This is a genomic window from Pseudomonas syringae group sp. 26L6 (assembly GCF_032587815.1).
Taxonomy (GTDB): Bacteria; Pseudomonadota; Gammaproteobacteria; order Pseudomonadales; family Pseudomonadaceae; genus Aquipseudomonas; species Aquipseudomonas amygdali.
The window spans coordinates 47,912-71,656 of sequence record NZ_JAWHPJ010000042.1; the positions used below are offsets into that span (position 1 = coordinate 47,912).

Consider the following 23,745-nt stretch of genomic DNA (forward strand, 5'->3'; position numbering starts at 1 on the left):
GGTCACACCACACAGCAGGCGCGTAGAGCTTTATACTCTCGCGCCTGTTTTTGCATTTGAGGATTACCCGATGGCCGACGCCACTCTCGATCACCAACTTGGCCTGCTGGCACACCTGCGCAGCATTCTGGTCGCGCTGGGCGAGGCCGAGCAGGTTCCGGAAGAAAGCCACGCGCTGTTCATGGAGCGCTTCGACGAACTGGTCGAGCAACTGCCACAGGACCCGATAGAAAGCCAGTACCTGGGCCAGGACATCCTGTGTCAGGTCATCCAGCGCTACCCGCAAATCGCCCACCTGGTGCCTCGCGACCTGCTGTGGTTTTTTGCCGGTGACTGCCTGCATTTCATGCCGGATGATGAAATCGAGCTGTATCAGGCGCTGGAAGAGCGCCGTTACGAAGCCGAGCAGAACGATGAACCATTTGACTGGAACCAGGAAAAGCAGCTGCTGGCCATGTCGACACAGGGCAGCAAACACTGATCACCTCTCGTTGTAACGCCTGGCCCGGAGTCTGTTCCGGGCAGGTTGCCTGTTACTCACGCCAATGCGTATCAGCAGGCAACACATCGATAAATACGATCATTCCGTTCCGGGATTCGAATCAGTTAATCGAATAGACAGGCATACCATGACACTCCCTTGCGCCTGAAAAGGCCACCTGATAAGGAGTGCTCTCTTTCCATGACTCAATTTCGTAAAGTCCTGTCGATTCAGGCAGGCCAACCTGCCTCTGACGGCGCGGGAGTCAAACTGACACGCGTTTTCGGCGGACGGGGCGTGGAACAATTCGATCCATTCCTGATGCTGGACGAGTTCGGGTCGGACGTGCCTGATGACTATATTGCGGGCTTTCCACCTCATCCGCACCGTGGCTTCGAAACGGTGACCTACATGCTTGAAGGCCGTATGCGTCACGAAGACCATATGGGCAATGTAGGCCTGCTGCAGGGCGGCGGCGTACAGTGGATGACCGCCGCACGCGGGATCATTCACAGCGAAATGCCTGAACAGGAAGAAGGCACCATGCGAGGTTTTCAGCTATGGCTGAACCTGCCGGGCAAGAACAAGCTGAACGACGCCAGTTATCAGGACATCCAGCCGGAAAACGTTCCTCGCCTGACCACTGAAGCCGGTGTGCAGGTGGTGGTATTGGCCGGGCATTTCGACGATGGCCAGGCTCAACAGGCCGGCGCGGTACAGCGCCCGGATACCGAGCCCTTGTACTTTGACTTCGACATGCCTGCCGGCAGTCGTATCAGCCCGCGCATGCCCGACGGGCATCTTGCATTGCTGTACGTTTACGAAGGCAGTATCGAAATAGAAGGCAGCGCACAGCCAGTGAGCAAGCGCCATCTTGCGCGCCTGTCTGACACCGGTGATTTGCAGATCAGCAGCACCAAGGGTGCACGCGTCTTGTTGATTGCCGGCAAGCCCTTGCGCGAGCCGATCGTGCAGTACGGGCCGTTCGTGATGAACACCCGCGAAGAGATTGACCAGGCGTTACGTGATTTCCGGGAAGATCGTCTGACGGCGTGACAGGCTAAAGCCGGCAGATATTCTCACGCAGGTAATCAAAAAACCGTGCACTTCGCTTGAAGTGCACGGTTTCCTGACCACGGCTTGGTGACAGAGAGACGGGCGCGACTCAGACCAGCACAGGGTTCTGCTTGCCTGGGTCGATCTTGTAGCGTTCGATGGCCTGAGCAACGACTTTACGCTCGACCTTGCCGTCATCGGCCAGCGCCTTGAGCGCAGCCACTGCCACGAAGTAACGGTCTACCTCGAAGAAATGACGCAGCGATTCACGGGTATCGGACTGACCAAAACCATCCGTACCCAGCGCCACGAAACGACGCAGGGGTACGAATGGACGGATCTGGTCAGCGAAAATCTTCATGTAATCCGTTGCCACGACGACCGGCCCTTCCCTGTCGGCGAGACAGCTTTCAACGTAGCTCAGGCGCGGCTCCTGCTCAGGGTGCAGCAGGTTCCAGCGCTCGACGTCCTGGCCTTCACGGCGCAGCTCGGTGAGGCTGGTAACACTCCAGATTTCACTGCTCACACCAAAGTCGTCCTCCAGCAATCTGGCGGCCGCAATGACTTCGAGAAGGATCGACCCGCAGCCCATCAATTGCACGTGTTTGCCGGAGTTGACCGACGCACTGGCCTGCAATGGGTACATCCCTTTGATAATGCCGGCTTCGGCGCCCGAAGGCAGATCAGGGTGCGGGTAGTTCTCGTTGAGCAAGGTGATGTAGTAATAAATGTCCTCATTTTCGGCAAACATGCGGCGCATGCCGTCCTGAATGATCACCGCCAGTTCAAAGGCGAACGTCGGGTCGTAAGACACACAGCACGGTATCGTCGACGACATCACGTGGCTGTGCCCGTCATCATGCTGCAGGCCTTCGCCCATCAGCGTGGTCCGGCCTGAGGTGGCCCCCAGCAGAAAGCCCCTGGCCCGGGCATCACCCGCCGCCCAGGCCAGATCGCCCACACGCTGGAAACCGAACATCGAATAGAAGATATAGAACGGCACGGTCATCACGCCATGGTTGGCGTAGGACGTACTGGCTGCAATCCATGAGGAAATGGCGCCGGACTCGTTCAGCCCTTCCTGCATGATCTGCCCGTCGGTGCTTTCCTTGTAGTAGCTCAGTTGCCCTGCATCCTGTGGCGTGTACAACTGACCGACATGGGAATGGATACCAATCTGGCGGAACAGGTTCTCCATACCAAAGGTTCGCGACTCGTCCGGCACAATCGGCACGATCAACTTGCCGATGTTCGGGTCCTTGAGCAGCGTCGAGAGGATGCGCACAAAGGCCATGGTCGTCGATATACCGCGATCACCGGTGCTTTTCAGCTGGGTATCCAGCACCGAAAGCGGCGGAACCTGCAAGGTGGCCGCGTCGCTGAAACGCGCCGGAATGTAACCGCCCAACTGAGCCCGGCGGGCCTTGAGGTACAGCGCTTCGGTACTGCCCTCGGCGGGTTTCAGATAAGGCATGTCGCCCAGTTGATCATCGGTGATGTCCAGAGAGAAACGGTCGCGGAAGGCCTTGATTGCCTCTGCCCCGAGTTTCTTCAACTGGTGGTTGATGTTCTGCCCCTCGCCCGCCTCGCCCATGCCGAAACCTTTGACCGTCTTGGCCAGAATCACGGTCGGCCCGCCCTTGTGACGCATTGCGGCAGCGTAGGCGTTGTAGACTTTTTCCGGATCGTGCCCGCCCCGCGAGAGCTTCCAGATATCGTCGTCGCTCATGTCGCTGACCAGCTCCAGCAACTCCGGGTACTTGCCGAAGAAATGCTCACGCACGTAGGCGCCGTTCTGGGATTTGTAGTTCTGGTACTCGCCGTCCACGCACTCCATCATGCGCTGACGCAGCAGCCCGCTCTTGTCCTTCTCCAGCAGAGCATCCCAGCCACTGCCCCAGATGACCTTGATTACGTTCCAGCCAGCGGCGCGATACAGGCTTTCGAATTCCTGAATGACCTTGCTGTTGCCACGCACCGGGCCGTCGAGACGCTGCAGGTTGCAGTTGACCACGAAGATGATGTTGTCGAGCTTTTCGCGCCCGGCCAGCGCAATGGCCGCCTGAGACTCGGGCTGGTCCATTTCGCCATCGCCGAGAAAGGCCCAGACCTTGCGCCCCTGATGCTCCTTGAGCCCGCGATTTTCCAGGTAACGCATGAAACGCGCCTGATACGCCGCCGTGATTGGCCCAAGCCCCATTGAAACAGTAGGGAACTGCCAGAAGTCCGGCATCAGGCGCGGGTGCGGATAGGACGAGATGCCATCACGGTCCGTTTCACGACGGAAGTTGTCCAGTTGCTCTTCGCTCAGGCGACCTTCCAGGTACGCCCTGCCGTAAATGCCCGGCGAAGAATGGCCCTGGATGTAGACCAGATCGCCGGCGAACTGCTCGGTACGACCCCGGAAGAAGTGATCGAACCCCACGTCATAGAGCACGGCGGCAGACGCATAGGAGGCAATGTGGCCGCCCACACCGGAATGCTTGCCGGCACGCAGTACCATCGCCAGGGCGTTCCAGCGGATGAACGCGTTGATACGCTTTTCAACCTGGAGGTCACCCGGATAAGGCTGCTGACGGTCGCTGGGAATGGTGTTGACGTAGGGCGTCGTGACCCGACCATAGAAATCGCCGTGTTGAGCGACATCGAAGTCCAGCAACTGATCGATCAGGTAGTGCGCGCGCGGGCGCCCTTCACTGTTGAGTACCGACTCAATCGATTCGAGCCATTCGCGGGTTTCTTGCGGATCCTCGTCAAGAAACCGGGGTTGCTGTGCCATCGTCGTCTCCTACTGTGATGCGGCAGTGGACGCCGGACAGGCGTCTGCCTTGAAAAATCTGATTGCAATTGCAATCACATGCCGGAATTTATCCCGTGCTCGGTTACTATTGCAACCCTCAAGAATTTCAGACAAAGGTGATTCATGTCGTCAGCCGAACCGGATACGTGGTTCAGATTCGTCAGGGCGCACCGCTGTCTTATTCGCGAAATCGAACGACGTCTGGCGGCGGCCGAGCTGCCCCCATACGCTTGGTATGACGCGCTCTGGGGTGTGGAAAGCGGGCCTCAGGGCATGCGCCGCATGCATGAGCTGGCCGATGTCATGGCCATCGAACGCTACAACCTGACCCGCCTCATCGACCGCCTTGAAAGCGAAGGGCTGGTGGAACGTCACAGATCCGACAGCGACGGCCGGGGCGCGGTGGCAGCGATCACCGACAAGGGCCGGACACTGCGCAAACAGATGTGGCAGATCTACGAAACGGCGGTCGACGAGCTGTTTCTGGCGCAATTCGACGCCCCACAGCGCCGCGTGTTTGCTGATGCGCTGGAGCGTGCCGCACTGGCAGCCCGACAAAGTGGCAGTAAAAGCTGACATCAGACCAGCCGATAGCGTTGCAGGGCGAGTTTCAGCGGCTCGTAGCTCAGTTGCCCGCCCTCCGCAAGCGCGGTCAGGGCCTGAACGACAATCCACTCGGGGCTGATTGCAGGCTTACCTTGCGGCGCAGCGGAATCGGCTCCCAAGGCAACAAACCGTCCGGGGACATGTTCACGCAGTTGCTCGGCCACGGCCTGCGGATAACCGGTGACCGCCACCACGGCGTCGTGCCCTTCGCCGAGGCAATCACGCAAGTGCCAGGACCGAGGGGTCTTCAAGGGATGGAAGCGATTCCAGCGTCGGCCCGAGCCGGCATCGCGCGCCAGTCGGGTATAGCTGGGGCAGCTCCAGATTTCGCAATCGACATTCCAGTGCTCCTTGAGCAGGCTGGCCGCCTGACGCACCGAACGCAGGGCCAGGCCCGCGCCCAGCAGGCGCACACGACGGCCGTCATTGCCGGAAACGGCATCGCCAACCCGATACATACCTTGCGCAGCCGCCGCAGCCTGCGTCTCGCTCAACGCACTGACCTGATCATTGGATTCGTCATGCAACGCCATGTAATAGAAACCGGCCCGGCCCTCAACATACAGGCTGTGCAAGGCGTGCAGCGTGATCGCCCGCGCCTCCGCGGCATCCGCAGGGTCGTAAGGCTGACACTTGCGGTTTGAAAGGAGCCACAACGGCAGCCACGGATGAGCGCCCTTGGGCCAGCGAGATGGCAGCGTCTCGATGTCGTTGCAGAAAATTCCACGTTGGGATGACTCCGATGCCAGCGCGCTCAGTTCGGCCGAGGTTTCGCTGCTGATCATGTAGATCAGAGGCAATTCGACCTTGCCGGCCTGTGCAGCAAATCGCAAAGGCCAGGCGCTGGCGAGCACGCCCTCCTGTTCGCAGGCCATGTGCTTGCTGGCTCGCACCACGGATATACGCCGCGAGGTAGACGGGTCTCGGGTCAGACGCTCGACGATGTCGGCCATCGCAAACAGGGGTGAACAGCACCCGCGCAGCGCAAGCCCCGCAGCCGCTTGAATCTTTTCCATGCAAGCCAGCGCTGCAACCCGGGTTTGCGGCGCCAACTGGTGGCCATTTGCGCTGTTCATCACTACTCCTTGCTGTCGGACAAGCGTCCTTGCACCTTAATGGAACGAAGAATATGATTGCAATCGCAACAAAATCCCATCCGGTGTGCGTGATCGCAGTGCAGGGCCCAACGCCCAAACACGCGTGCGCTCGTATGCAAATGCTTCGACGAGCGCACTTTTTTACAGCCTTGACCGGTGTTCAAAATCAAAAGACACAGGTAGTCCATGTTTTCATGTACTACTTAAATTACACATGCGGATAATGAGTACAGCCAGGCCGAGAACAAAACAATAAACAAGGTATTACATGGAGGTTCGTACCGTGAAAGCCCAACTTGACTGCCCACCGTTGAAGATAAACGGGGCCCCTGCCCCTCTCCGTCAACTGATCGAAGACTTTGAAAACGATCTGCACCACATTGGCGATTTTACCTACGCCTACTTTTCCACGCCCAAGACGCGCAATGTCAAACCCGTCATTTTGTCCAATTACCCAGACTCCTGGCTGAAATCTTATGTAGCCTCAAACTATCACCTCATTGATCCCATCATCAAACATGCCTGGCATAGCATTACGCCATTTTTCTGGAGAGAGGCCCGCAATGCTGTTCAGGGCGTCGAAACCGACGATTTCCTGAAGCGGTCAGCCAAATATCAGCTGTCCTCGGGGGCCACTTTCACCCTGCACGATGCCAGTGGGCTTTTTGCCGCACTGAGTCTTTGCAATGCCCGGCAGCAGAACGATTTCGATCAGCGAATCCGCGAAAAAGCCGCCGATATCCAGATGAGCCTCATCCGCTTCCATGACCGTTTGATCAAGACCCGAGCGCCCCATGAACTCTTTCCGCAGCCCGCCCAGTGCAAGTTGTCCACCCGCGAAACAGGTGTGTTGAAATGGGTGGCGATGGGCAAGTCGTACAGCGAAATCGCTGAAATATTTTCCATCTCGGAACGCACTGTGAAGTTTCACATGTCCAATGTCTCCAGCAAGCTCAAAGTGCGCACTGCCAAGCAGGCGGTCTACAAAGCCATCAACATGGGCATGGTCTGATTCAGGCAGCGCTGTGCATGCAGGCTTGCGGTGCGGAGCCTGATACGCCAAGCGCTATCGGCCAACGCAGCAGGTCATCCGTGACAGGCTGTCTGAGGGCAATATTCCCGAGCAGCCGCTGATGGTTGTCGGCCGTCACCGGCATCTCCAGCAGCAGCACTGTCTCGCCTGGCGATGCTTCACCGGTCGACAGCACATGGTGCTCCCATCCGGACTTGCGCACGATCCGCGCCATTGCCTTGCTGACCACCGTGATGATCGATTGCAAACCGGACAACGCAGCATGGTTGTGCATGGAGAACAGCAGCATTTCGGTCAGTGGTGCGTGCAGAATACCCAACGAGCGTGCCCGAGCCGTGTCGACAAAGAACCGGCTCGACTCCGCCATGGCAGCATTTTTGGGCGCAGGGCAGTCAAAAAAACTGCGGAATGGGCCTTCCAGCATGTAGGGATCACAGGTGTTGATCAGCCTTAGTCCGGCCAGCGGAACCCCGTTCCAGCTTCCGACAAGGTAAGTGGTAGCGGCATTGTCGTATTCATCAAATTCAAATGCATGACTCACACGAACTTTCCACTCAAGCCGATCTGAAAAAATCTTCTTGCGCATGGAATATAGCGTTTCCAGCAACGTAACGGGCATCGTCGTGTAACTGGCTAACTGAAACTCAAACCCGCTCGACATATAAACTCCACCTTGCACAACCAGTGTGAAGCATCGCGTATTTCAAACGGTAAATCTACTGTACCTAAGAACAGGTCAACACCTTGAAATATAACATTCTGTTATTTGCACTTAGGTACAGTGTTATTTCAGCCAAAAATAAGGAAATCTGCTTCGGCGTTCTGGATAGCCAGGACGGCTGCGCCCCAAACAATAATGACTCCATAGGGATAATGGTATGAACAGTCTATATGCCGGTATCGACACCTTGAACGCGGTTCCTGTTCTGGACGATATTACCCAACACGAAATCTCTGCCCTCAAAACCCGTTTCAACCTGGCAGATGCGCACACTCATCAGGATCAGAGCGACACTCAGCGCATGATCGTCGCCAGCCTGCCCGAGCTGTGGTATCAGGCGCAGAACCAGACCCAATACCAGAGTGAGCAGGCTTTCATTCATGCCTTTTTCACCTTCCATGGCCAGCACCATGCGCTGAAACGCCACGACGAAATCTATCTCGTCTACGCAGCGTCCATCGCCATGCATATTACCGCGACCTACCTGCGCAAACAGAACATGAGTGTCGGGCTGATCGAGCCTTGCTTCGACAACTTGCACGATCTCTTGAAACACATGGAAGTGCCCATGTCGGCACTCGATGAAAGCCTGTTCACCTCATCGACCGAGGTGTACGCAAACTTGCAGAAAGCGGCCATCGGGCTGGATGCGATCTTTCTGGTCGACCCCAATAACCCGACCGGTTCCAGCCTGTTTGCCGACGGACCGGATACGTTCGTCGAAGTGGCCAGATACTGCCGCGATTACAACAAACTGCTGATACTCGATTTCTGTTTCGCCTCGTTCTTCAAGGCGGCCGGTCGGGAACGCGTGGACGCCTACGCGATTCTCGACGACATCGGCACGCAATACCTGGTCATGGAAGACACTGGCAAGACCTGGCCGCTACAAGACACCAAATGCGCCACCCTCATGGCCAGCCAGGATATCAACGCCGATATCTATAGCATCGTCACCAGCGTCCTTTTGAACGTCTCGCCATTCATCCTCAATGTGGTTACCCGCTACATCGAGGACAGCAACGACGATGACTTCAACTCAGTGCGTTCGGTGCTGGACGTCAACCGCCGCATGGCCCGGGCGGGTCTTGAGGGCAGGGTTTTGCAGTATGTGGAACCGATGATCGACACCAGCGTGGCGTGGTTCGAGATCCTGCCTCCAGGCATTAACGCCGATGAGTTGCAGGCTTATCTGCTGCAATGGGACGTGTACGTGCTGCCGGGCAAATATTTCTACTGGAGCCAGCCCGAAAAAGGCCAGCGTTACATACGTCTGGCACTGGCACGCAAACCGGACGAATTCGCGGCTGCGGTTCAGGTCATCGCCAAGGCACTGGAGAACTTCCATGTCTGACTACGACCTGCCAATGATCGACGCAACAGTGTTCATGGGCATGCACCACGCCGATCCCGGTGTGCGTGACAAATCCCTGGGCTTCTTTTCCCGGTTCTACGAAAGCAGTGTGCAGATGAATTTTGCCCAGATAGGCATTTGCGACGCCATTATCTGGAAGAAAAGCCGTGCCTTGCAGGACGTGTACTACCCGTTCATGGATGTACTGCACACCGACATGGCCATCCAGCGCCAGGGCTGCAGCGAATACATACTCCAGCGCGCCGCGACGGACACGCTGCTCAAAGGCCTGCCCGTCGAAAAGAAAATGCTGGCGGCGCAGGTACTGGAGCAGGAAATCCCGTTTTATACCCATGATCCAGAGCTGCTGCGCCTGCACGTCCTGCAGCCTTTCCTGCAGCCGTTCGAAAGCCCCGTCAGACAGCCTGCGTTCCCGGAGATGTTGCAACGTCTCTATGACCAGTCGAGTGCCATGGTGATCCGCAACGAGGACTTTGAACATGTCTGGTAAAACCATTCTGGTGCCGCTGGTAACGCCTCTGAACGAACAGGCGCAGGTCTGCGAAACCAGTCTTGAACGTCTTTTGAGCAGCCTCGCAGCCAACGTCGACGGCTACATTCCATGCCTGACCTCCGGAGAAGGCTGGCGGCTGTCGCGTCAGCAATGGCTACAGATGCTGGAGCTGACCCTACGCTACGCAGGCGACAAGCTGGTCATCGCCGGGATTGAGCGCGGTTCGACGCAGGAGGTACTGGACTTTGCCCTGATGGCTCAGGATGCCGGCGCGCAAGCGGTGATGTTCACCTCGCCGTTTACACCCGGTATCAGTCAGCAGGTGATCATCGACCATTACCAGACCATTCATGACGCGACGCATCTGGATATCTTCATGTACAACGAGGCCGCCCTGTCAGGCAACGAAAAGACCTTCGCCACCCTCGAGGCCATCGCGCAGTTACCCAGAGTGATTGGCCTCAAGGACTCGCCGTCCATGTCCCGCTCGCAGGATCAGGTGGATGCCATTCGGCAACAGGGCGTCGACTACTTTATCGGCTGGGAAATGCAGCTGGCTGGCGAACTGGAGTCAGACGGCAATGTGGTGTCCCTCGCCAACCTGGAACCGCTGCTCTGTCGGCAAGCGGCTGACCGCCAACAGCCAGCGCTCAGTCAGGAAATCGCGACGCTCAATGAACGGTATCTGCTGAGTGCGTCCGACTGGTACGCCCAGGTCAAGCGCGAGCTTAAAGCCCGTGGCGTGATCGACAGCGACCGGGTTATGACCGAGGAGGCTGCCTGATGGAAAACATGCAAAAGCAACTGTTTCTGGCCAATCGTGCACTTATCGAAAAACTCGTGCCTATCCCACAGGAGCTCCTGGCATTCGAACAGCGCTGGATCGACGACGCCATCGAACGCAGCATGACTGCGGATGTTCCTGGTGATCTCGCTGGTCTGCGCAGAATGCTGGCCGAACTGGTCGAACTGGAGAGCAGCGAAGTGCCGCCCAGCGCGCACTATGTCGGCGGCGACATGACGCTCGACGAGTTCCGGATTCTGGTTCAGGAGTTTGCGCTGGATGGTCTGACCGAAGCGCAGGTTTTCTATCATCTGATGCCCAGGCTCAGCCTGCCCGCGCAAATGCCCATGCTGCGCATGATGATCGACGAGTTTGGCTCGGGAAACCTCAAGCGCTCGCATACCACGCTGTATCAGGACCTGCTGCGCGAACTGGACATGCCGCTGGACCTGCAATTCTACGTGGAGGCCAACTCCAGTGCCGGTTTCACCTTTCCCAACATGTTCTGCTGGCTGGCCATGCGCGCGGATGATCCATCATGGTTTGCCGGGGTCATTACCTACTTTGAGACCGTGGTGCCGTTCTTTTTCGAGTGTTACACCCAGCTCTGCGAGCGATTGCAGATCCAGGCTCATACCTACTACTCCGAACACGTTCATATCGACGTTTTCCATGCCATCGAGGGGCAGCGCCTGCTCAAGGCCATGGACGTCAGCGGTGATCTGGACCCGGTGAAAGCCTGGCGAGGCATCTGCATGGGGCGCGAGATCACCAATCTGGCATTCGACCTGGCCGTAGAGAAAGCTCGCCGACTCAAGCACTTCAACAAGGAGGCCAACCTTGAACGAGCCTGCTGAGTTTCGTCGTCCCGACACGTTCACCGTGCATATCGGCCAGGAGCAATACCTGGTACCGAGTAGTTGCCCGCATCGTGAGGGGTGGCTGGAGCATGGAGTGGTCAACGAGAAACGCCGATCCATTACCTGTCCCCTGCACTTCTCGGTGTTCAGCCTCGAAACCGGAGAGCAATTGAGCGGCCCGCCTTGTGGCAACCTGCAGGTTCGGCGACTGAGGTAGAAGCGCGTCCCACGGCAGGATTCGCTCCTGCCGTGGAGGCGTCATGTGAGGCGCAGGAACCTTTTCAATTCCGCACCTTGGGCAATCGCATCGTGTCGGCCCAATTCGATCAGTTCGCTGCAATAACCCGATTCGAACAACAGATAGCTCAGGACACTGGCGCCACTGCTTTTGGTCGCGCCCGGCCCGCGCAGGAACGTGCGCAATGCAGGCGGAAGTTCACGGCGGTGCCGGGCAGCGATTTCGTCCAGCGGGCGGCTTGGGGAAATCACCAGCACTTCCACCGGCTCCATACCCGGCTGCCTGATCTGATCGCAAGGCAGCAACGCGCTGGCCATGTTCAAGCGCTCCAGCAACTCGATATCGCTTTCCAGATTATCGATGAAGGTGCTGTTGAGCATGTGGCCGCTGATCTGCGCCAGACTTGGCTGTATGCCGATTGGCGCACGCGGTGCCGGCCTTTCGGTTTTCAGCCCGCGCGGATTGCCACTCACGCCTACGACCAGAACACGATTGGCACCCAGGTGCAGCGCCGGACTGATCGGTGCCGACTGACGCACGGCACCGTCACCAAAGTATTCCTGATCCAGCATTACGGGGGCGAACAGCAAGGGAATGGCTGAACTGGCAAGCAGGTGATCCACGGTCAATTGAGTCGGGCGGCCGATACGTCGATGACGCAGCCAGGGCTCGATGGTGCCGCGGCCCTGATAGAACGTGACTGCCTGCCCTGATTCATAGCCAAAAGCTGTTACCGCCACGGCGCGCAGGTGATGGGCATCAATGGCGGCCTCGATCCCGGACAGGTCCAGCCGCTCATTGAGCAGTTCACGCAGAGGCGAGCTGTTGAGTAAGGCAACCGGGATATTTCGCCCGAAGCCCATCAGGCTGCGGCCAAAAAAACGGCTGGCCTGATGAATCACACCAGACCAGTCGCTGCGCAGCACCTGATGGCTGCGGAACGACTGCCAGAATTCGGTCAACTGGTGAATGGCAATGCGAAAGTGCAGCGCGCCGCTGGCCAGTTTCACCGCGTTGATTGCCCCGGCTGACGTACCGACAATGACCGGAAAGGGATTGGGAGAACCGGGCGGCAGCAAGTCGGCAATGCCTGCAAGTACGCCAACCTGATACGCAGCACGCGCACCGCCACCTGACAAAATAAGCCCGGTCACGGGCTCGACTTCGGTTACAGCCTGGGTCACTACTGCGGTATCTGGCATCTACAACTGGCCTCGATGGTCAACGACGCTTTTTATCTACGTTTGTTATATAGCTTCGGTTCGCCAGCCGGTCGACTCTTGAAGCGCCGATGCGCCCAAAGATACTGTTCCGGGCATTCAGTGATAGCACTTTCTACCCATTGATTGATACGCAAGCAATCGGCTTCGTCGCTTTCACCCGGAAAATCCTGCAGCGGTGGGTGAATCACCAGCCTGTAACCGCTACCGTCAGCCAGACGCTGCTGAGTGAACGGCACCACTTGAGCACGGCCCAGACGCGCAAATTTGCTGGTAGCGGTCACGGTCGCGGCCTGAATGCCGAACAGCGGCACAAAGATGCTCTGTTTAGCGCCATAGTCCTGATCCGGTGCATACCAGATGGCCCGGCCGGCACGCAGCAACTTGAGCATGCCGCGCACGTCATCGCGCTCGACAGCCAGCGAATCAAGGTTGTGCCGCTCGCGTCCGCGACGCTGGACGAAATCGAACAGTGGGCTCTTGTGTTCGCGGTACATGCCGTCGATGGTGTGTTGCTGGCCCAGCAGTGCCGCACCGATCTCCAGCGTGGTGAAGTGCAGCGCCATCAGAATCACGCCCTCGCCTTTCTCCTGAGCATTCTGCAGGTGCTCGAGCCCTTCGATATGAGCAAGTCTGGCCAGACGTTTTTTCGACCACCACCAGCTCATGGCCATCTCGAAGAAGGCGATCCCGGTGGAGGCGAAGTTTTCCTTGAGCAGACGCTTGCGCTCGGCGGCGGACAAATGAGGAAAACACAGCTCAAGATTGCGTGACGCGATATTTTTTCGATCAGTGGCCACTCGGTACATGACCGCACCCAATGCCCGACCAATGGCCAGCAGGGCGCGAAACGGCAACTGGACAACCAGCCATAAAAGCCCCAACCCCAGCCACAAAGGCCAGAAACGGGGGTGAAGGAAACTGGCTTTAAAGCGTGGGCGATCCATTTGGGCTTCCGTCAGAACAAAGGCCGCGCATTCTACAACGGTTCTACCTGCTTGCGGCTCGCGGGCGTTCTCGCTATAAGTCTCGGCACTTTTAGCGACAAGCTGTTGTGTATATCAACCATGAGCCAGATTGAATCGCAAAACCCGGAACCTGTATTTCAGCTCAAGGGCAGCATGCTCGCCATCACTGTGATGGAGCTGGCCCGGACCAACCTTGAAGCGCTCGACAGGCAACTGGCGGCGAAAGTGGCACAAGCCCCCAACTTCTTCAGCAATACGCCGTTGATCCTGGCTCTGGACAAACTCGCTCCGAACGAAGGCCCGGTGGATCTCCCCGGGCTGGTGCGTATCTGTCGCCAGCACGGTCTGCGCACCCTGGCGATCCGTGCCAACCGCATCGAAGACATCGCTGCAGCCATTGCCGTTGATCTTCCGGTGCTGCCGCCGTCCGGCGCACGTGAGCGCGTAATCGACCCGATTGAAGTCGAAGCGCCGAAAAAGATCCCGGAAAAACCACCCGAACCGCTCATCAAGCCGACCCGCGTGATAACCGCTCCGGTGCGCGGCGGTCAGCAGATTTATGCCCAGGGCGGCGATCTGGTTGTGGTTGCGCCGGTCAGTCCCGGTGCGGAACTTCTGGCCGATGGAAACATCCATGTGTACGGCCCAATGCGCGGCAGGGCACTGGCGGGAATAAAAGGCGACACGAAAGCACGAATCTTCTGTCAGCAGTTGAGTGCAGAGCTGATTTCGATTGCCGGGCAATACAAGGTTTCCGAGGACTTGCGCAGGGACCCTCTATGGGGCTCGCCGGTCCAGGTCAGCCTGTCAGGTGATGTGTTGAACATCATTCGTCTTTAACGGATACTGCCGCAATTTTCAAAGTATCTCTGATTCGTCGCGAAACCGTCGTGAAGGCGGCAGGAAGTTCTGACAAGCACTGCTTTTCAGCGGGTATATGAGTTGAAAGTAATAGCTTAACGCTACCTTTCCGGAATCAGACCCCAGAATTGACACAATGCTTCGACGGGCGCGGCGCCAGGAGATGCTCTTCAGGGACTTAATGTCCTTTTCCTCTAGGGGTGATACACCTTGGCCAAGATTCTCGTTGTTACATCCGGCAAGGGTGGTGTGGGCAAGACCACCACCAGCGCCGCTATCGGTACCGGTCTCGCATTGCGTGGTCACAAGACAGTCATCGTCGACTTCGACGTCGGCCTGCGTAACCTCGACCTGATCATGGGTTGCGAGCGTCGGGTCGTGTATGACTTCGTCAACGTGGTCAATGGCGAAGCCAACCTGCAACAGGCGCTGATCAAGGACAAGAAGATCGAAGGCCTGTACGTGCTGGCTGCCAGCCAGACCCGTGACAAGGAAGCACTGACCAAGGAGGGCGTTGAAAAAGTCCTCATGGAGCTGAAGGAATCGTTCGAATACATCGTCTGCGATTCGCCGGCCGGTATCGAGACCGGTGCTCACCTGGCCATGTATTTCGCCGATGAAGCGATCGTCGTGACCAACCCCGAAGTATCCTCTGTGCGTGACTCCGACCGTATGCTGGGCCTGCTGGCCAGCAAATCACGTCGTGCCGAACGCGGCGAAGACCCGATCAAGGAACACCTGCTGCTGACTCGCTACAACCCTGAGCGTGTCAGCAAGGGCGAAATGCTTGGTGTGGAAGACGTCAAGGAAATCCTTGCTGTTACCCTGCTCGGCGTGATCCCCGAATCCCAGGCTGTCCTGAAAGCCTCCAACCAGGGCGTGCCGGTCATCCTCGATGACCAGAGCGATGCTGGCCAGGCCTACAGCGATGCCGTTGACCGCCTGCTGGGCAAAGACCGGGAACATCGCTTCCTGGATGTGCAGAAGAAAGGATTCTTTGAACGTCTGTTCGGGGGTAATTAATGAATATTTTTGACTTCTTTCGTGACCGCAAAAAAGAAAGCACGGCCTCGGTAGCGAAAGAGCGTCTGCAGATCATCGTTGCGCACGAACGCGGCCAGCGCAGTACGCCGGACTACCTTCCTGCACTGCAGAAAGAGCTGGTGGAAGTGATCCGTAAATACGTCAATATCGAGTCCGATCAAGTTCAGGTTGCGTTGGAAAGCCAAGGCAGCTGCTCGATTCTGGAACTCAATATCACCCTGCCAGATCGCTGATCAGGCAGTCGCTTGCGGCGGTATCGGCGCACTTCTCAGGAAGCTGCGCCCTTACCGCCGTTGGCGTTTCTAGCGTTTCGAGGCCGTTGCATGCCGTTGTCGAACATCCGCATCATTTATCAGGACGCAGCCGTTCTGGTAATCGATAAGCCTACCCTGCTGCTTTCCGTCCCCGGCCGCGCCGATGACAACAAGGATTGCCTGATTACCCGCCTGCAGGAAAACGGCTTCCCCGAAGCCCGCATCGTCCATCGTCTGGACTGGGAAACGTCGGGCATCATCCTGCTGGCCCGCGATGCCGACACGCACCGCGAGCTGTCGCGTCAGTTTCATGATCGCGAAACCGAAAAAGCCTACACCGCACTGTGCTGGGGCCAGCCGTCGCTGGACAGCGGCAGTATCGACCTGCCGCTACGCTACGACCCGCCTACCAAGCCCCGGCATGTGGTGGATCACGAGGGTGGCAAACACGCGCTGACATTCTGGAAAGTCGTCGAACGTCACGACACCTACTGCCGGGTCGAACTTACCCCTATTACCGGCCGCTCGCACCAACTGCGGGTGCACATGCTGTCGATCGGTCATCCGCTGTTGGGCGACGGTCTGTATGCCCATCCCGAAGCGCTGGCGGCGTACCCGCGCCTGTGCCTGCATGCCAGCATGTTGAGCTTTACCCATCCGGGCACCGGCGAGCGGTTGACCTTCGAGTGCCCCGCGCCTTTCTGATCTGAATGACACGCTGGCTATCGTGCAGATGCTCCGCGTCATACAGCTGCTCTGACTATCGTTCCCACGCTCCGCGTGGTAATGCCGTTGGTGACGCTCCGCGTCACACAGCGGTTCTGCGACTTCAGGTGGATTTAGGGTCGACTCAAGTCACCTTTTCGCCCCTCGGCGAGTTACTTTGATGGGGCCAAAGTAACCAAAGCCCCCCGCTCCTGTTTCCGGCCCGACTTCGTCGGGTTCCTTCGCCCTGTCACTGATCCGGGGGTCGCCGCAACGGGCCATCCATGGCCCGGTGCGGCTAGCCTGGCGTCCTGCCAGGCTACCCCCGGATCAGCGCCAGGACTCAGCCGTCACTAACGTCGCACTCTGCGTCGTCAGTGCCACCGCGGTTGAAAAGCGCTTTTACTCTCGGCGCTGTGCGTCAGCTTAGACTATCGTGCCTGCGCTCCGCGTAGGCATGCAGTTCGTGACGCTCCGCGTCACACAGCGGTTCTGCGACTTCAGGTGGATTGGCGTTCGGCTCAAGTTACCTTTTCCCCCCTCGGCGACTCACTTTGAGGGACCGAAGTGAGCAAGGCCCTTGTGGCTCCGGTTTCCGGCTCAACTTCGTCAGGCTCCTTCACGGTCGAAAAGCGTTTCTGTGGCAGCGGCAACGACTGAGCCAATGGGGTAAACTCGCGCCATTGCTGTCTGGAGCTATTTATGCGCGCAGAGTTGAACAACGGCCTCATCGATTTTCTGAAGGCTTCTCCCACCCCGTTCCACGCCACCGCCACCCTCGTGCAACACTTCGAAGCTGCGGGTTTTCAGCGGCTGGATGAACGTGATACCTGGGCAATAGAAACTGGAGGTCGTTACTTCGTCACCCGTAATGACTCCTCTATCGTCGCCTTCCGCATGGGCCGTCAGTCGCCACTCACCGGCGGGATTCGCATGGTTGGCGCACACACGGACAGCCCGTGCCTGCGGGTCAAACCGCAACCGGAACTGCAACGCCAGGGCTTCTGGCAACTGGGCGTCGAAGTCTACGGCGGCGCGCTGCTGGCACCGTGGTTTGACCGTGATCTGTCGCTGGCAGGTCGCGTCACCTTCCGCCGCGATGGCAAGGTTGAAAGTCAGTTAATCGACTTCAAGCTGCCGATTGCCGTGATTCCCAATCTGGCCATTCACTTGAACCGCACTGCCAATGAAGGTTGGGCGATCAATGCGCAAAACGAACTGCCGCCAATCCTCGCGCAAGTGGCTGGCGACGAACGCGCGGACTTCCGTGCGCTTCTGACGGATCAACTGGCCCGCGAACACGGGCTGAATGCAGACGTGGTGCTCGATTACGAGCTGAGCTTCTATGACACACAGAGTGCCGCCGTTGTCGGCCTCAATGGGGACTTCCTGGCAGGCGCACGCCTGGACAACCTGCTGTCGTGTTATGCCGGGATGCAAGCGCTGCTGAACAGCGAAAGTGACGAAACCGCTCTGCTGGTATGCACCGATCATGAAGAAGTCGGTTCGTCGTCGACCTGTGGCGCAGACGGCGCAATGCTTGAGCAGATCGTCCAGCGCCTGCTGCCGAGCAGCGAAGACTACGTGCGGACCATTCAGAAATCGCTGTTGATATCGGCCGACAACGCCCACGGCATACACCCCAACTACGCCGAAAAACATGACGCCAATCATGGTCCCAAGCTCAACGCCGGGCCGGTGATCAAGGTCAACAGCAACCAGCGTTACGCCACCAACAGTGAAACGGCCGGTTTCTTCCGCCATCTGTGCATGGCTGAAGAAGTACCGGTGCAGAGTTTCGTGGTGCGCAGCGACATGGCCTGTGGCTCGACTATCGGGCCAATCACCGCCAGCCATTTGGGGATTCGCACGGTAGACATCGGCCTGCCGACGTTCGCCATGCATTCGATTCGCGAACTGGCTGGCAGTCATGATCTGGCGCATCTGGTCAAGGTATTGAGCGCGTTCTATGCCAGCCACGAGCTGCCATAACGCCTGCAATGATTGATTCTCGTGGGGGCGGCGTGCTGCTCCCGCGTAACAGTTCTGACGCCCGGTCAAACGCCCTGATTGAAAAATAAAGTTTCGCGGCTTACACATAAAAAACAACGCAGGTTTTATCGGTTTTACCCCTGGCACCTTTGTGCCGTACACCGTTGATTCGTTTATAAAGGGACATCATGTCCCGAACCGCACCGACGTACCCTGTCGATGATTCAGTACGAATAACCCGGTTACGTGACTCAGGTATCGTCCTCGTCGGTTTTATTGACGATATCGTCATCGTCGTTCACGTAATACGGAATGTCGGCTTCAACGCCGTTTTCTCCCGTCCTGGCCACCAGTTGTCTGTACCGCTTACCGTCCCAGAGCCTGAAAACAAGCGTGGAGTCTTCTCCTGCCGATAACGTGGAACCTTCACTGCCAATAAGTTTGCTGCGAGCGCCTGCTGTCAACACACTGTTCTTTCCAGCGGTCAGTCTGCTTTGGTCTCCCGCCATCAACGTGCAGTCATGCCCGCCGGTCAACTTGCTTCTGTCTCCAGCGGTGAGGTAACTGTTGTTACCGGCCAGTAGTTTACTGCGGTCCCCCGCCGTCTGATTACTGTCTGCACCGGCGATAAGTCTGCTGCGGTCACCTGCCAGCTGTACGCTGCCTGCACCGGCTATCAGCGTGCTGCGAAAACCTGCGGTCTGCGAACTGCCCTTGCCGGCGATAAGCATGCTTTTGTGTCCGGCCACCTGAATACTTTCATGGCCCGCAATCAACGAGCTGCCATAACTTGCAATCTGGTTACTGCCGTAGCCCGCAGTCAATGTGCTGCGAATGCCCGATGTGAGACTGCTGCCATAACCGGCAATCAACACACTGCGAAGTCCGGCGATCAACGTACTGCCATAGCCTGCCGTCAGAAAACTTCGGATTCCGCTGGTCAGGGAACTGCCATAACCGGCGATCAATGAGCTGTCCTGCCCGGCCGTTGCCGTACTGCCATACCCCGCCGTCAATGAACTTCCATGCTCGGCAGTCTGGGTACTGCCATAACCTGCCGTGAGCGTACTTTTATAGCCTGCCGTCTGCGTACTGCCGTAACCCGCGATCAGCGAACTCTCATGGCCGGCGGTAGAGGTACTTCCGTAGCCGGTGGTGAGCGAGCTTTTTTCCTGCGCGGTTTGCGTACTGCCATAACCGGCTGTCAACGTGCTCTCGTAACCTGCCGTCTGCGTGCTGCCGTAACCCGCGATCAGCGAACTTGCATAACCTGCGGTGGAAGTGCTTCCGTAGCCTGTAACCAGGTCACTGCGTTCCTGCGCCGTTTGCGTACTGCCATAACCCGCAGTCAATGTGCTCTCGTAACCTGCCGTCTGCGTACTGCCGTAACCCGCAATCAGCGAACTTGCATAGCCCGCAGTGGAAGTACTTCCGTAACCAGTGGTCAGCGAGCTGCTGTCCTGTGCGGTTTGCGTACTGCCGTAACCGGCGGTCAACGTGCTCTCGTAGCCTGCCGTCTGCGTACTGCCATAGCCAGCAATCAGGGAGCTTGCGTAACCCGCAGTCGACGTGCTTCCGTAACCTGTGACCAGGTCACTGCGTTCCTGTGCCGTCTGGGTACTCCCATAACCGGCAGTCAATATGCTTTTGAAGCTCGCCGTTTGGGTGCTTCCATATCCGGCGATAAGCGAACTGTTTGAGCCTGCCGTTGAAGTGCTGCCATAACCTGCGACCAGGTCACTGTACTCTCTGGCCGTCTGAGTACTCCCATAACCGGCGGTCAGCATGCTTCTGTAACTCGCGGTCTGGGTGCTGCCATACCCTGCGATCAGCGAACTGCCCGAACCTGCTGTTCCAGTACTGCCATAGCCCGCGATCAGGTCGCTACCGTCCCTGGCAGTCTGAGTGCTTCCGTAGCCAGCGGTCAGAATACTTTTGTGGCCTGCTGTCTGCGTACTTCCATAGCCCGCAATGATGAAGCTCTCATGGCCCGCGGTGCCCGTGCTTCCATAGCCTGCGGTCAGGTTACTGTCAGCGCCGGCCGTTTGCGTGCTGCCGTAACCGGCAATCAGCGAGCTGTCGGCACCGGCTGTCCCGGTACTTCCATATCCGGCCGTCAGGGTGCTGCCTTCACGGGCAGTCTGGGTGCTGCCGTAACCTGCAGTGAGCGAACTGCCGCTGCCCGAGGTTTGCGTACTACCGTAACCGGCAATCAACGAGCTGTCGGAACCTGCCGTGCCAGTGCTGCCGTACCCAGCCGTCAGGTTGCTGCCTTCCTGTGCGGTTTGCGTACTGCCATAGCCCGCAGTGAGCGAACTGTCGCCTCCAGAGGTTTGCGTGCTGCCGTAACCGGCGATCAACGAGCTGTCGGAACCTGCCGTGCCAGTGCTGCCGTATCCGGCGGTCAGATTGCTGCCTTCCTGTGCAGTCTGCGTACTGCCGTAGCCCGCCGTCAGGGCGCTGTCCCCTCCTGACGTTTGCGTACTGCCGTAACCGGCAATCAGAGAACTGTCAGAGCCTGCTGTGCCGGTGCTACCGTATCCAGCGGTCAGGTTGCTGCCCTCCTGCGCAGTCTGCGTACTGCCGTAGCCTGCCGTCAGTGCGCTGTCACTTCCTGATGTCTGGGTGCTGCCATATCCGGCGATCAATGAGCTATCCGCGCCTGCGGTGCCGGTGCTGCCGTACCCAGCGGTCAGGTTGCTGCCCTCCTGCGCAGTCTGGGTACTGCCGTAGCCTGCCGTCAGTGCGCTGTCCCCTCCTGACGTTTGCGTACTGCCGTAACCGGCAATCAGAGAACTGTCAGAGCCTGCTGTGCCGGTGCTACCGTATCCGGCGGTCAGGTTGCTGCCTTCCTGTGCAGTCTGCGTACTGCCGTAGCCTGCCGTCAGTGCGCTGTCACTTCCTGATGTCTGGGTGCTGCCATATCCGGCGATCAATGAGCTATCCGCGCCTGCGGTACCGGTGCTGCCGTATCCGGCGGTCAGGTTGCTGCCTTCCTGTGCAGTCTGGGTACTGCCATAACCAGCCCTGAGCGAGCTGTCACTCCCGGAAGTTTGCGTACTGCCATAACCTGCAGTCAGCGAGCTGTCGGAGCCTGCCGTGCCGGTGCTGCCGTACCCAGCGGTCAGATCACTATGGCTTCCCGCCGTTTCGGTGCTGCCGTAACCCGCGACAAGCTGGCTGTGGCTGTCACCAATCAACGTGCTGCCGTAGGTCGCTGTCTGCAGCGTCTGCGTGGTGACGGCGGGAAGATTGCCCTCCGCGCCGACAGCGGCACTCACTGATGCCACGTCAAATACTTCATGACTGACAACAAGCTCGCCACTGGCCGGACGAACCTCGACAGCCGCAGGGGGACTTGTCGATGAGTAACTGGCCCGGTGCATCAAGAGGTAATGTGCAGCACTGCTTTTGTCACCGACATGAACGACTTGCGCCCGCTGGAATTTCACCATTCCGCTCTCGGACAACGCAATGAGGTCGGCAACGGCCACTTCACAGACAACCCATCGCGCATCGGCATGAACACTCAAAAAGGCGCTGGTTCCAACACCCCACAATAAACCTGCCAGTCCATTTTCATGTGCTTTTGTCGGTTGCCAGTGCCTGCACTCAACGGTCCCTGAGACAGGCCACACCAAACCGCAGTGATCGGCCATGTTATTTGCACATGTCCGTAATACCAACGCTTTTTCAAGATTAATTACAGCGCCCTCATAGATCCTTTAAATGAAAGTAGCCGCACTCATCAATTCACACGTTAACGGCCAGCTACGATATCAACCTTCACATCCCACACGCGAAACTGCGCCAGGCAATCCACTTACCGACCACGCGCAATGACGCTCTAAAAACGTATCACACCCAACTAATAAATATTAATCAATACGGATTTTTACTATTTATTTTCGACAACCGGAATAAAAAAACCTTAACTTTTTCACCTCAAAAACTTTTTAAGTTACGCTCACCCCTTTGCAGCTTAAAGTTATTTTCTCATTAAATTTTTAAATAAGCCGGACGTCTGCGCGCACGCACTCGACCTGAGCGGCCCGCACAGCCAAGGTTTTCAATGAAGAGGAAGGTCACGTCTTACTGGCTGGCACCCGCAACTAACAAAGCGCTGAATACACCGATATTAATTTACTGAAACTTGCCGCATGCCCGGAGTTTTTGAAGAGCCGCACTCAACTACAACTTGCCACGCACATTGGCGCGCACATGAATAGCATCATGACGCCAGTATTCAAGATCGCAATCAATCAGTCGATCACGCTGGTCATAGTTTATTCTTGCAATACGCAGGCCGGGGCTGCCCAGGGAAACCTTCAAGGCGGCTGCAGCGTCGGCATGCAGTGCCGTGGGGACCATATCAAAACGTACTTGTCCGTAATGCAGGTCATAACAGCGGGCATAAAGCTCGGTGAGTGACTCGTTCAGGTCGTGATCGAGGATGCCGGGGAATAATTCCGGCCTCAGGTAATGCTCAACATAGAGCACCAGCCGCTGATCGATACGCCGGGCGCGGCAGATCTGGATCACGCTCGACAGCGCAGGCAGTTCGAGCATTTCGCAGATCATCGCCGAAGCCGGTTGCAGACGTGCCGACAGCAGCTGAGTGTGAGCCACTCTTCCCTGCGCGCAGACCATTGCGTGAAAATGGCTGCGCCGAATCAAGTCATACGCCAGTCGTGGCGGGGAAATGAACCAGCCGCGACGCTCTTCACGGTAAATAAGCCCTTGCGCCTCCAGTTGCACGAGGGCCTCACGCAACGTGATACGGGTGGTAGCAAACACCTCGCTAAGCTTGCGTTCCGCAGGCAGCTTGCTGCCATGCGGCAACAAGCCATGTTCGATCTGCTCCTGCAGAGCACTGCAAATCGTTGTTACCGCCCGTGGCACATCTTCGCGCATTCCGGTATCCGTCTGGACTAGACCAGCTCTATTGCGGGGCACACCTCAGTGCAACCGACGCCATTAACTCCATTGCTTCAAGCCTAGGCCGGGCACATGACCATTCTGTGACATGACGAAACACGATCCATGCCAACTGCTCCGAAAAAAGGCCTTTAGCCGTTGAAAAGCAAGCACGATCCCATGGTCTACGCTTAGCGCCAGGCACTGCCGAACCACGTTAAAAACAGCTTCTGGCACTGA

Annotated in this window: 21 protein-coding genes; 14 read left to right on the top strand and 7 right to left on the bottom strand. The window is 57.7% G+C overall.

Annotated elements, in window-relative coordinates:
• Positions 1-70 precede the first annotated feature (70 nt).
• Both RYA97_RS18355 and RYA97_RS18360 read left to right on the top strand, forming a co-directional pair.
• A complete protein-coding gene (locus tag RYA97_RS18355; protein WP_004657828.1) occupies positions 71-481 on the top strand; it encodes a PA2817 family protein in 411 nt (136 codons plus the stop codon).
• A gap of 201 nt (positions 482-682) precedes the next feature.
• Positions 683-1,537: a pirin family protein gene (locus RYA97_RS18360; protein WP_057412458.1), complete on the top strand. Its 855-nt coding sequence runs from the start codon at positions 683-685 to the stop codon at positions 1,535-1,537.
• Between the two features lie 109 nt (positions 1,538-1,646).
• Here RYA97_RS18360 and aceE read toward each other — a convergent pair whose 3' ends face one another.
• Positions 1,647-4,316, bottom strand: coding sequence for a pyruvate dehydrogenase (acetyl-transferring), homodimeric type (aceE, locus tag RYA97_RS18365; protein WP_117140501.1), 2,670 nt, complete (start codon positions 4,314-4,316; stop codon positions 1,647-1,649).
• A 144-nt stretch (positions 4,317-4,460) separates the two neighbouring features.
• Here aceE and RYA97_RS18370 point away from each other — a divergent pair, with 144 nt between their 5' ends.
• Positions 4,461-4,913 carry a MarR family winged helix-turn-helix transcriptional regulator gene (locus RYA97_RS18370; RefSeq protein WP_004657820.1) on the top strand — a complete coding sequence of 151 codons (453 nt, stop codon included), beginning with the start codon at positions 4,461-4,463 and terminating at the stop codon, positions 4,911-4,913.
• Positions 4,914-4,915: 2 nt separating this feature from the next.
• On the opposite strand, the gene RYA97_RS18375 is transcribed toward RYA97_RS18370, so the two are convergent.
• Complete coding sequence (locus RYA97_RS18375) at positions 4,916-6,019, bottom strand: transketolase-like TK C-terminal-containing protein (protein ID WP_117140502.1); 1,104 nt, start codon at positions 6,017-6,019, stop codon at positions 4,916-4,918.
• Between the two features lie 289 nt (positions 6,020-6,308).
• Between RYA97_RS18375 and RYA97_RS18380 the strand changes: the two genes are divergently transcribed.
• A complete protein-coding gene (locus tag RYA97_RS18380; protein ID WP_005782179.1) occupies positions 6,309-7,052 on the top strand; it encodes a helix-turn-helix transcriptional regulator in 744 nt (247 codons plus the stop codon).
• Between the two features lies 1 nt (position 7,053).
• Here the strand turns inward: RYA97_RS18380 and RYA97_RS18385 are convergent, their stop codons facing one another.
• Positions 7,054-7,734, bottom strand: coding sequence for an acyl-homoserine-lactone synthase (locus RYA97_RS18385; protein ID WP_005782177.1), 681 nt, complete (start codon positions 7,732-7,734; stop codon positions 7,054-7,056).
• A gap of 217 nt (positions 7,735-7,951) precedes the next feature.
• On the opposite strand from RYA97_RS18385, the gene RYA97_RS18390 reads away from it, so the two are divergent.
• From RYA97_RS18390 to RYA97_RS18410, 5 genes are read left to right on the top strand one after another with little or no spacing between them, the layout of a single operon-like run.
• Positions 7,952-9,148 (top strand): aminotransferase class I/II-fold pyridoxal phosphate-dependent enzyme, encoded by a 1,197-nt coding sequence (locus tag RYA97_RS18390; protein ID WP_044294484.1) that lies wholly within the window; start codon positions 7,952-7,954, stop codon positions 9,146-9,148.
• Positions 9,141-9,659, top strand: coding sequence for a DUF6190 family protein (locus RYA97_RS18395; RefSeq protein WP_005782171.1), 519 nt, complete (start codon positions 9,141-9,143; stop codon positions 9,657-9,659). Before RYA97_RS18390 ends, RYA97_RS18395 begins: the two co-directional genes overlap by 8 nt.
• Positions 9,649-10,446 (top strand): dihydrodipicolinate synthase family protein, encoded by a 798-nt coding sequence (locus tag RYA97_RS18400; protein ID WP_005782169.1) that lies wholly within the window; start codon positions 9,649-9,651, stop codon positions 10,444-10,446. Before RYA97_RS18395 ends, RYA97_RS18400 begins: the two co-directional genes overlap by 11 nt.
• Positions 10,446-11,303, top strand: coding sequence for an iron-containing redox enzyme family protein (locus RYA97_RS18405; RefSeq protein WP_016981630.1), 858 nt, complete (start codon positions 10,446-10,448; stop codon positions 11,301-11,303). The genes RYA97_RS18400 and RYA97_RS18405 overlap by 1 nt, the downstream gene beginning before the upstream one ends.
• Positions 11,287-11,523, top strand: a complete 237-nt coding sequence (locus RYA97_RS18410) for a Rieske (2Fe-2S) protein (RefSeq protein ID WP_002552658.1) — start codon at positions 11,287-11,289, stop codon at positions 11,521-11,523. Before RYA97_RS18405 ends, RYA97_RS18410 begins: the two co-directional genes overlap by 17 nt.
• Before the next feature lie 41 nt (positions 11,524-11,564).
• Here the strand turns inward: RYA97_RS18410 and RYA97_RS18415 are convergent, their stop codons facing one another.
• Both RYA97_RS18415 and RYA97_RS18420 read right to left on the bottom strand, forming a co-directional pair.
• A complete protein-coding gene (locus tag RYA97_RS18415; RefSeq protein ID WP_002552657.1) occupies positions 11,565-12,746 on the bottom strand; it encodes a patatin-like phospholipase family protein in 1,182 nt (393 codons plus the stop codon).
• Between the two features lie 32 nt (positions 12,747-12,778).
• Positions 12,779-13,711: a lipid A biosynthesis lauroyl acyltransferase gene (locus RYA97_RS18420; protein ID WP_002552656.1), complete on the bottom strand. Its 933-nt coding sequence runs from the start codon at positions 13,709-13,711 to the stop codon at positions 12,779-12,781.
• 120 nt (positions 13,712-13,831) lie between these two features.
• Between RYA97_RS18420 and minC the strand changes: the two genes are divergently transcribed.
• The 5 genes from minC (at position 13,832) to RYA97_RS18445 (ending at position 18,588) form a co-directional block, all read left to right on the top strand.
• Positions 13,832-14,572 (top strand): septum site-determining protein MinC, encoded by a 741-nt coding sequence (gene minC, locus RYA97_RS18425; RefSeq protein WP_002552655.1) that lies wholly within the window; start codon positions 13,832-13,834, stop codon positions 14,570-14,572.
• 231 nt (positions 14,573-14,803) lie between these two features.
• Positions 14,804-15,616, top strand: a complete 813-nt coding sequence (gene minD, locus RYA97_RS18430) for a septum site-determining protein MinD (protein ID WP_002552654.1) — start codon at positions 14,804-14,806, stop codon at positions 15,614-15,616.
• On the top strand, positions 15,616-15,870 hold the full coding sequence (gene minE / locus RYA97_RS18435) for a cell division topological specificity factor MinE (RefSeq protein WP_002552653.1): 255 nt from the start codon (positions 15,616-15,618) through the stop codon (positions 15,868-15,870). Before minD ends, minE begins: the two co-directional genes overlap by 1 nt.
• 90 nt (positions 15,871-15,960) lie before the next feature.
• Complete coding sequence (locus RYA97_RS18440) at positions 15,961-16,596, top strand: RluA family pseudouridine synthase (RefSeq protein WP_004657795.1); 636 nt, start codon at positions 15,961-15,963, stop codon at positions 16,594-16,596.
• A gap of 702 nt (positions 16,597-17,298) precedes the next feature.
• Positions 17,299-18,588, top strand: a complete 1,290-nt coding sequence (locus RYA97_RS18445; protein WP_002552650.1) for a M18 family aminopeptidase — start codon at positions 17,299-17,301, stop codon at positions 18,586-18,588.
• Between the two features lie 251 nt (positions 18,589-18,839).
• Here RYA97_RS18445 and RYA97_RS18450 read toward each other — a convergent pair whose 3' ends face one another.
• Positions 18,840-21,878 carry an Ice nucleation protein gene (locus tag RYA97_RS18450; protein WP_410478510.1) on the bottom strand — a complete coding sequence of 1,013 codons (3,039 nt, stop codon included), beginning with the start codon at positions 21,876-21,878 and terminating at the stop codon, positions 18,840-18,842.
• A gap of 901 nt (positions 21,879-22,779) precedes the next feature.
• Positions 22,780-23,502: a UTRA domain-containing protein gene (locus tag RYA97_RS18455; RefSeq protein ID WP_005732905.1), complete on the bottom strand. Its 723-nt coding sequence runs from the start codon at positions 23,500-23,502 to the stop codon at positions 22,780-22,782.
• Positions 23,503-23,745: the final 243 nt, after the last annotated feature.

What these genes read in the sequence shown, in the direction of transcription:
- RYA97_RS18355 (WP_004657828.1), top strand. Translation starts at nt 71, where the DNA reads ATGGCCGACGCCACTCTCGATCACCAACTTGGCCTGCTGGCACACCTG.
- minE (WP_002552653.1), top strand. Translation starts at nt 15,616, where the DNA reads ATGAATATTTTTGACTTCTTTCGTGACCGCAAAAAAGAAAGCACGGCC.
- RYA97_RS18370 (WP_004657820.1), top strand. Translation starts at nt 4,461, where the DNA reads ATGTCGTCAGCCGAACCGGATACGTGGTTCAGATTCGTCAGGGCGCAC.
- RYA97_RS18455 (WP_005732905.1), bottom strand. Translation starts at nt 23,502, where the DNA reads ATGCGCGAAGATGTGCCACGGGCGGTAACAACGATTTGCAGTGCTCTG.
- RYA97_RS18405 (WP_016981630.1), top strand. Translation starts at nt 10,446, where the DNA reads ATGGAAAACATGCAAAAGCAACTGTTTCTGGCCAATCGTGCACTTATC.
- RYA97_RS18385 (WP_005782177.1), bottom strand. Translation starts at nt 7,734, where the DNA reads ATGTCGAGCGGGTTTGAGTTTCAGTTAGCCAGTTACACGACGATGCCC.
- minC (WP_002552655.1), top strand. Translation starts at nt 13,832, where the DNA reads ATGAGCCAGATTGAATCGCAAAACCCGGAACCTGTATTTCAGCTCAAG.
- RYA97_RS18380 (WP_005782179.1), top strand. Translation starts at nt 6,309, where the DNA reads ATGGAGGTTCGTACCGTGAAAGCCCAACTTGACTGCCCACCGTTGAAG.
- RYA97_RS18400 (WP_005782169.1), top strand. Translation starts at nt 9,649, where the DNA reads ATGTCTGGTAAAACCATTCTGGTGCCGCTGGTAACGCCTCTGAACGAA.
- RYA97_RS18420 (WP_002552656.1), bottom strand. Translation starts at nt 13,711, where the DNA reads ATGGATCGCCCACGCTTTAAAGCCAGTTTCCTTCACCCCCGTTTCTGG.
- aceE (WP_117140501.1), bottom strand. Translation starts at nt 4,316, where the DNA reads ATGGCACAGCAACCCCGGTTTCTTGACGAGGATCCGCAAGAAACCCGC.
- RYA97_RS18390 (WP_044294484.1), top strand. Translation starts at nt 7,952, where the DNA reads ATGAACAGTCTATATGCCGGTATCGACACCTTGAACGCGGTTCCTGTT.
- RYA97_RS18360 (WP_057412458.1), top strand. Translation starts at nt 683, where the DNA reads ATGACTCAATTTCGTAAAGTCCTGTCGATTCAGGCAGGCCAACCTGCC.
- RYA97_RS18395 (WP_005782171.1), top strand. Translation starts at nt 9,141, where the DNA reads ATGTCTGACTACGACCTGCCAATGATCGACGCAACAGTGTTCATGGGC.
- RYA97_RS18440 (WP_004657795.1), top strand. Translation starts at nt 15,961, where the DNA reads ATGCCGTTGTCGAACATCCGCATCATTTATCAGGACGCAGCCGTTCTG.
- RYA97_RS18415 (WP_002552657.1), bottom strand. Translation starts at nt 12,746, where the DNA reads ATGCCAGATACCGCAGTAGTGACCCAGGCTGTAACCGAAGTCGAGCCC.
- RYA97_RS18375 (WP_117140502.1), bottom strand. Translation starts at nt 6,019, where the DNA reads ATGAACAGCGCAAATGGCCACCAGTTGGCGCCGCAAACCCGGGTTGCA.
- RYA97_RS18445 (WP_002552650.1), top strand. Translation starts at nt 17,299, where the DNA reads ATGCGCGCAGAGTTGAACAACGGCCTCATCGATTTTCTGAAGGCTTCT.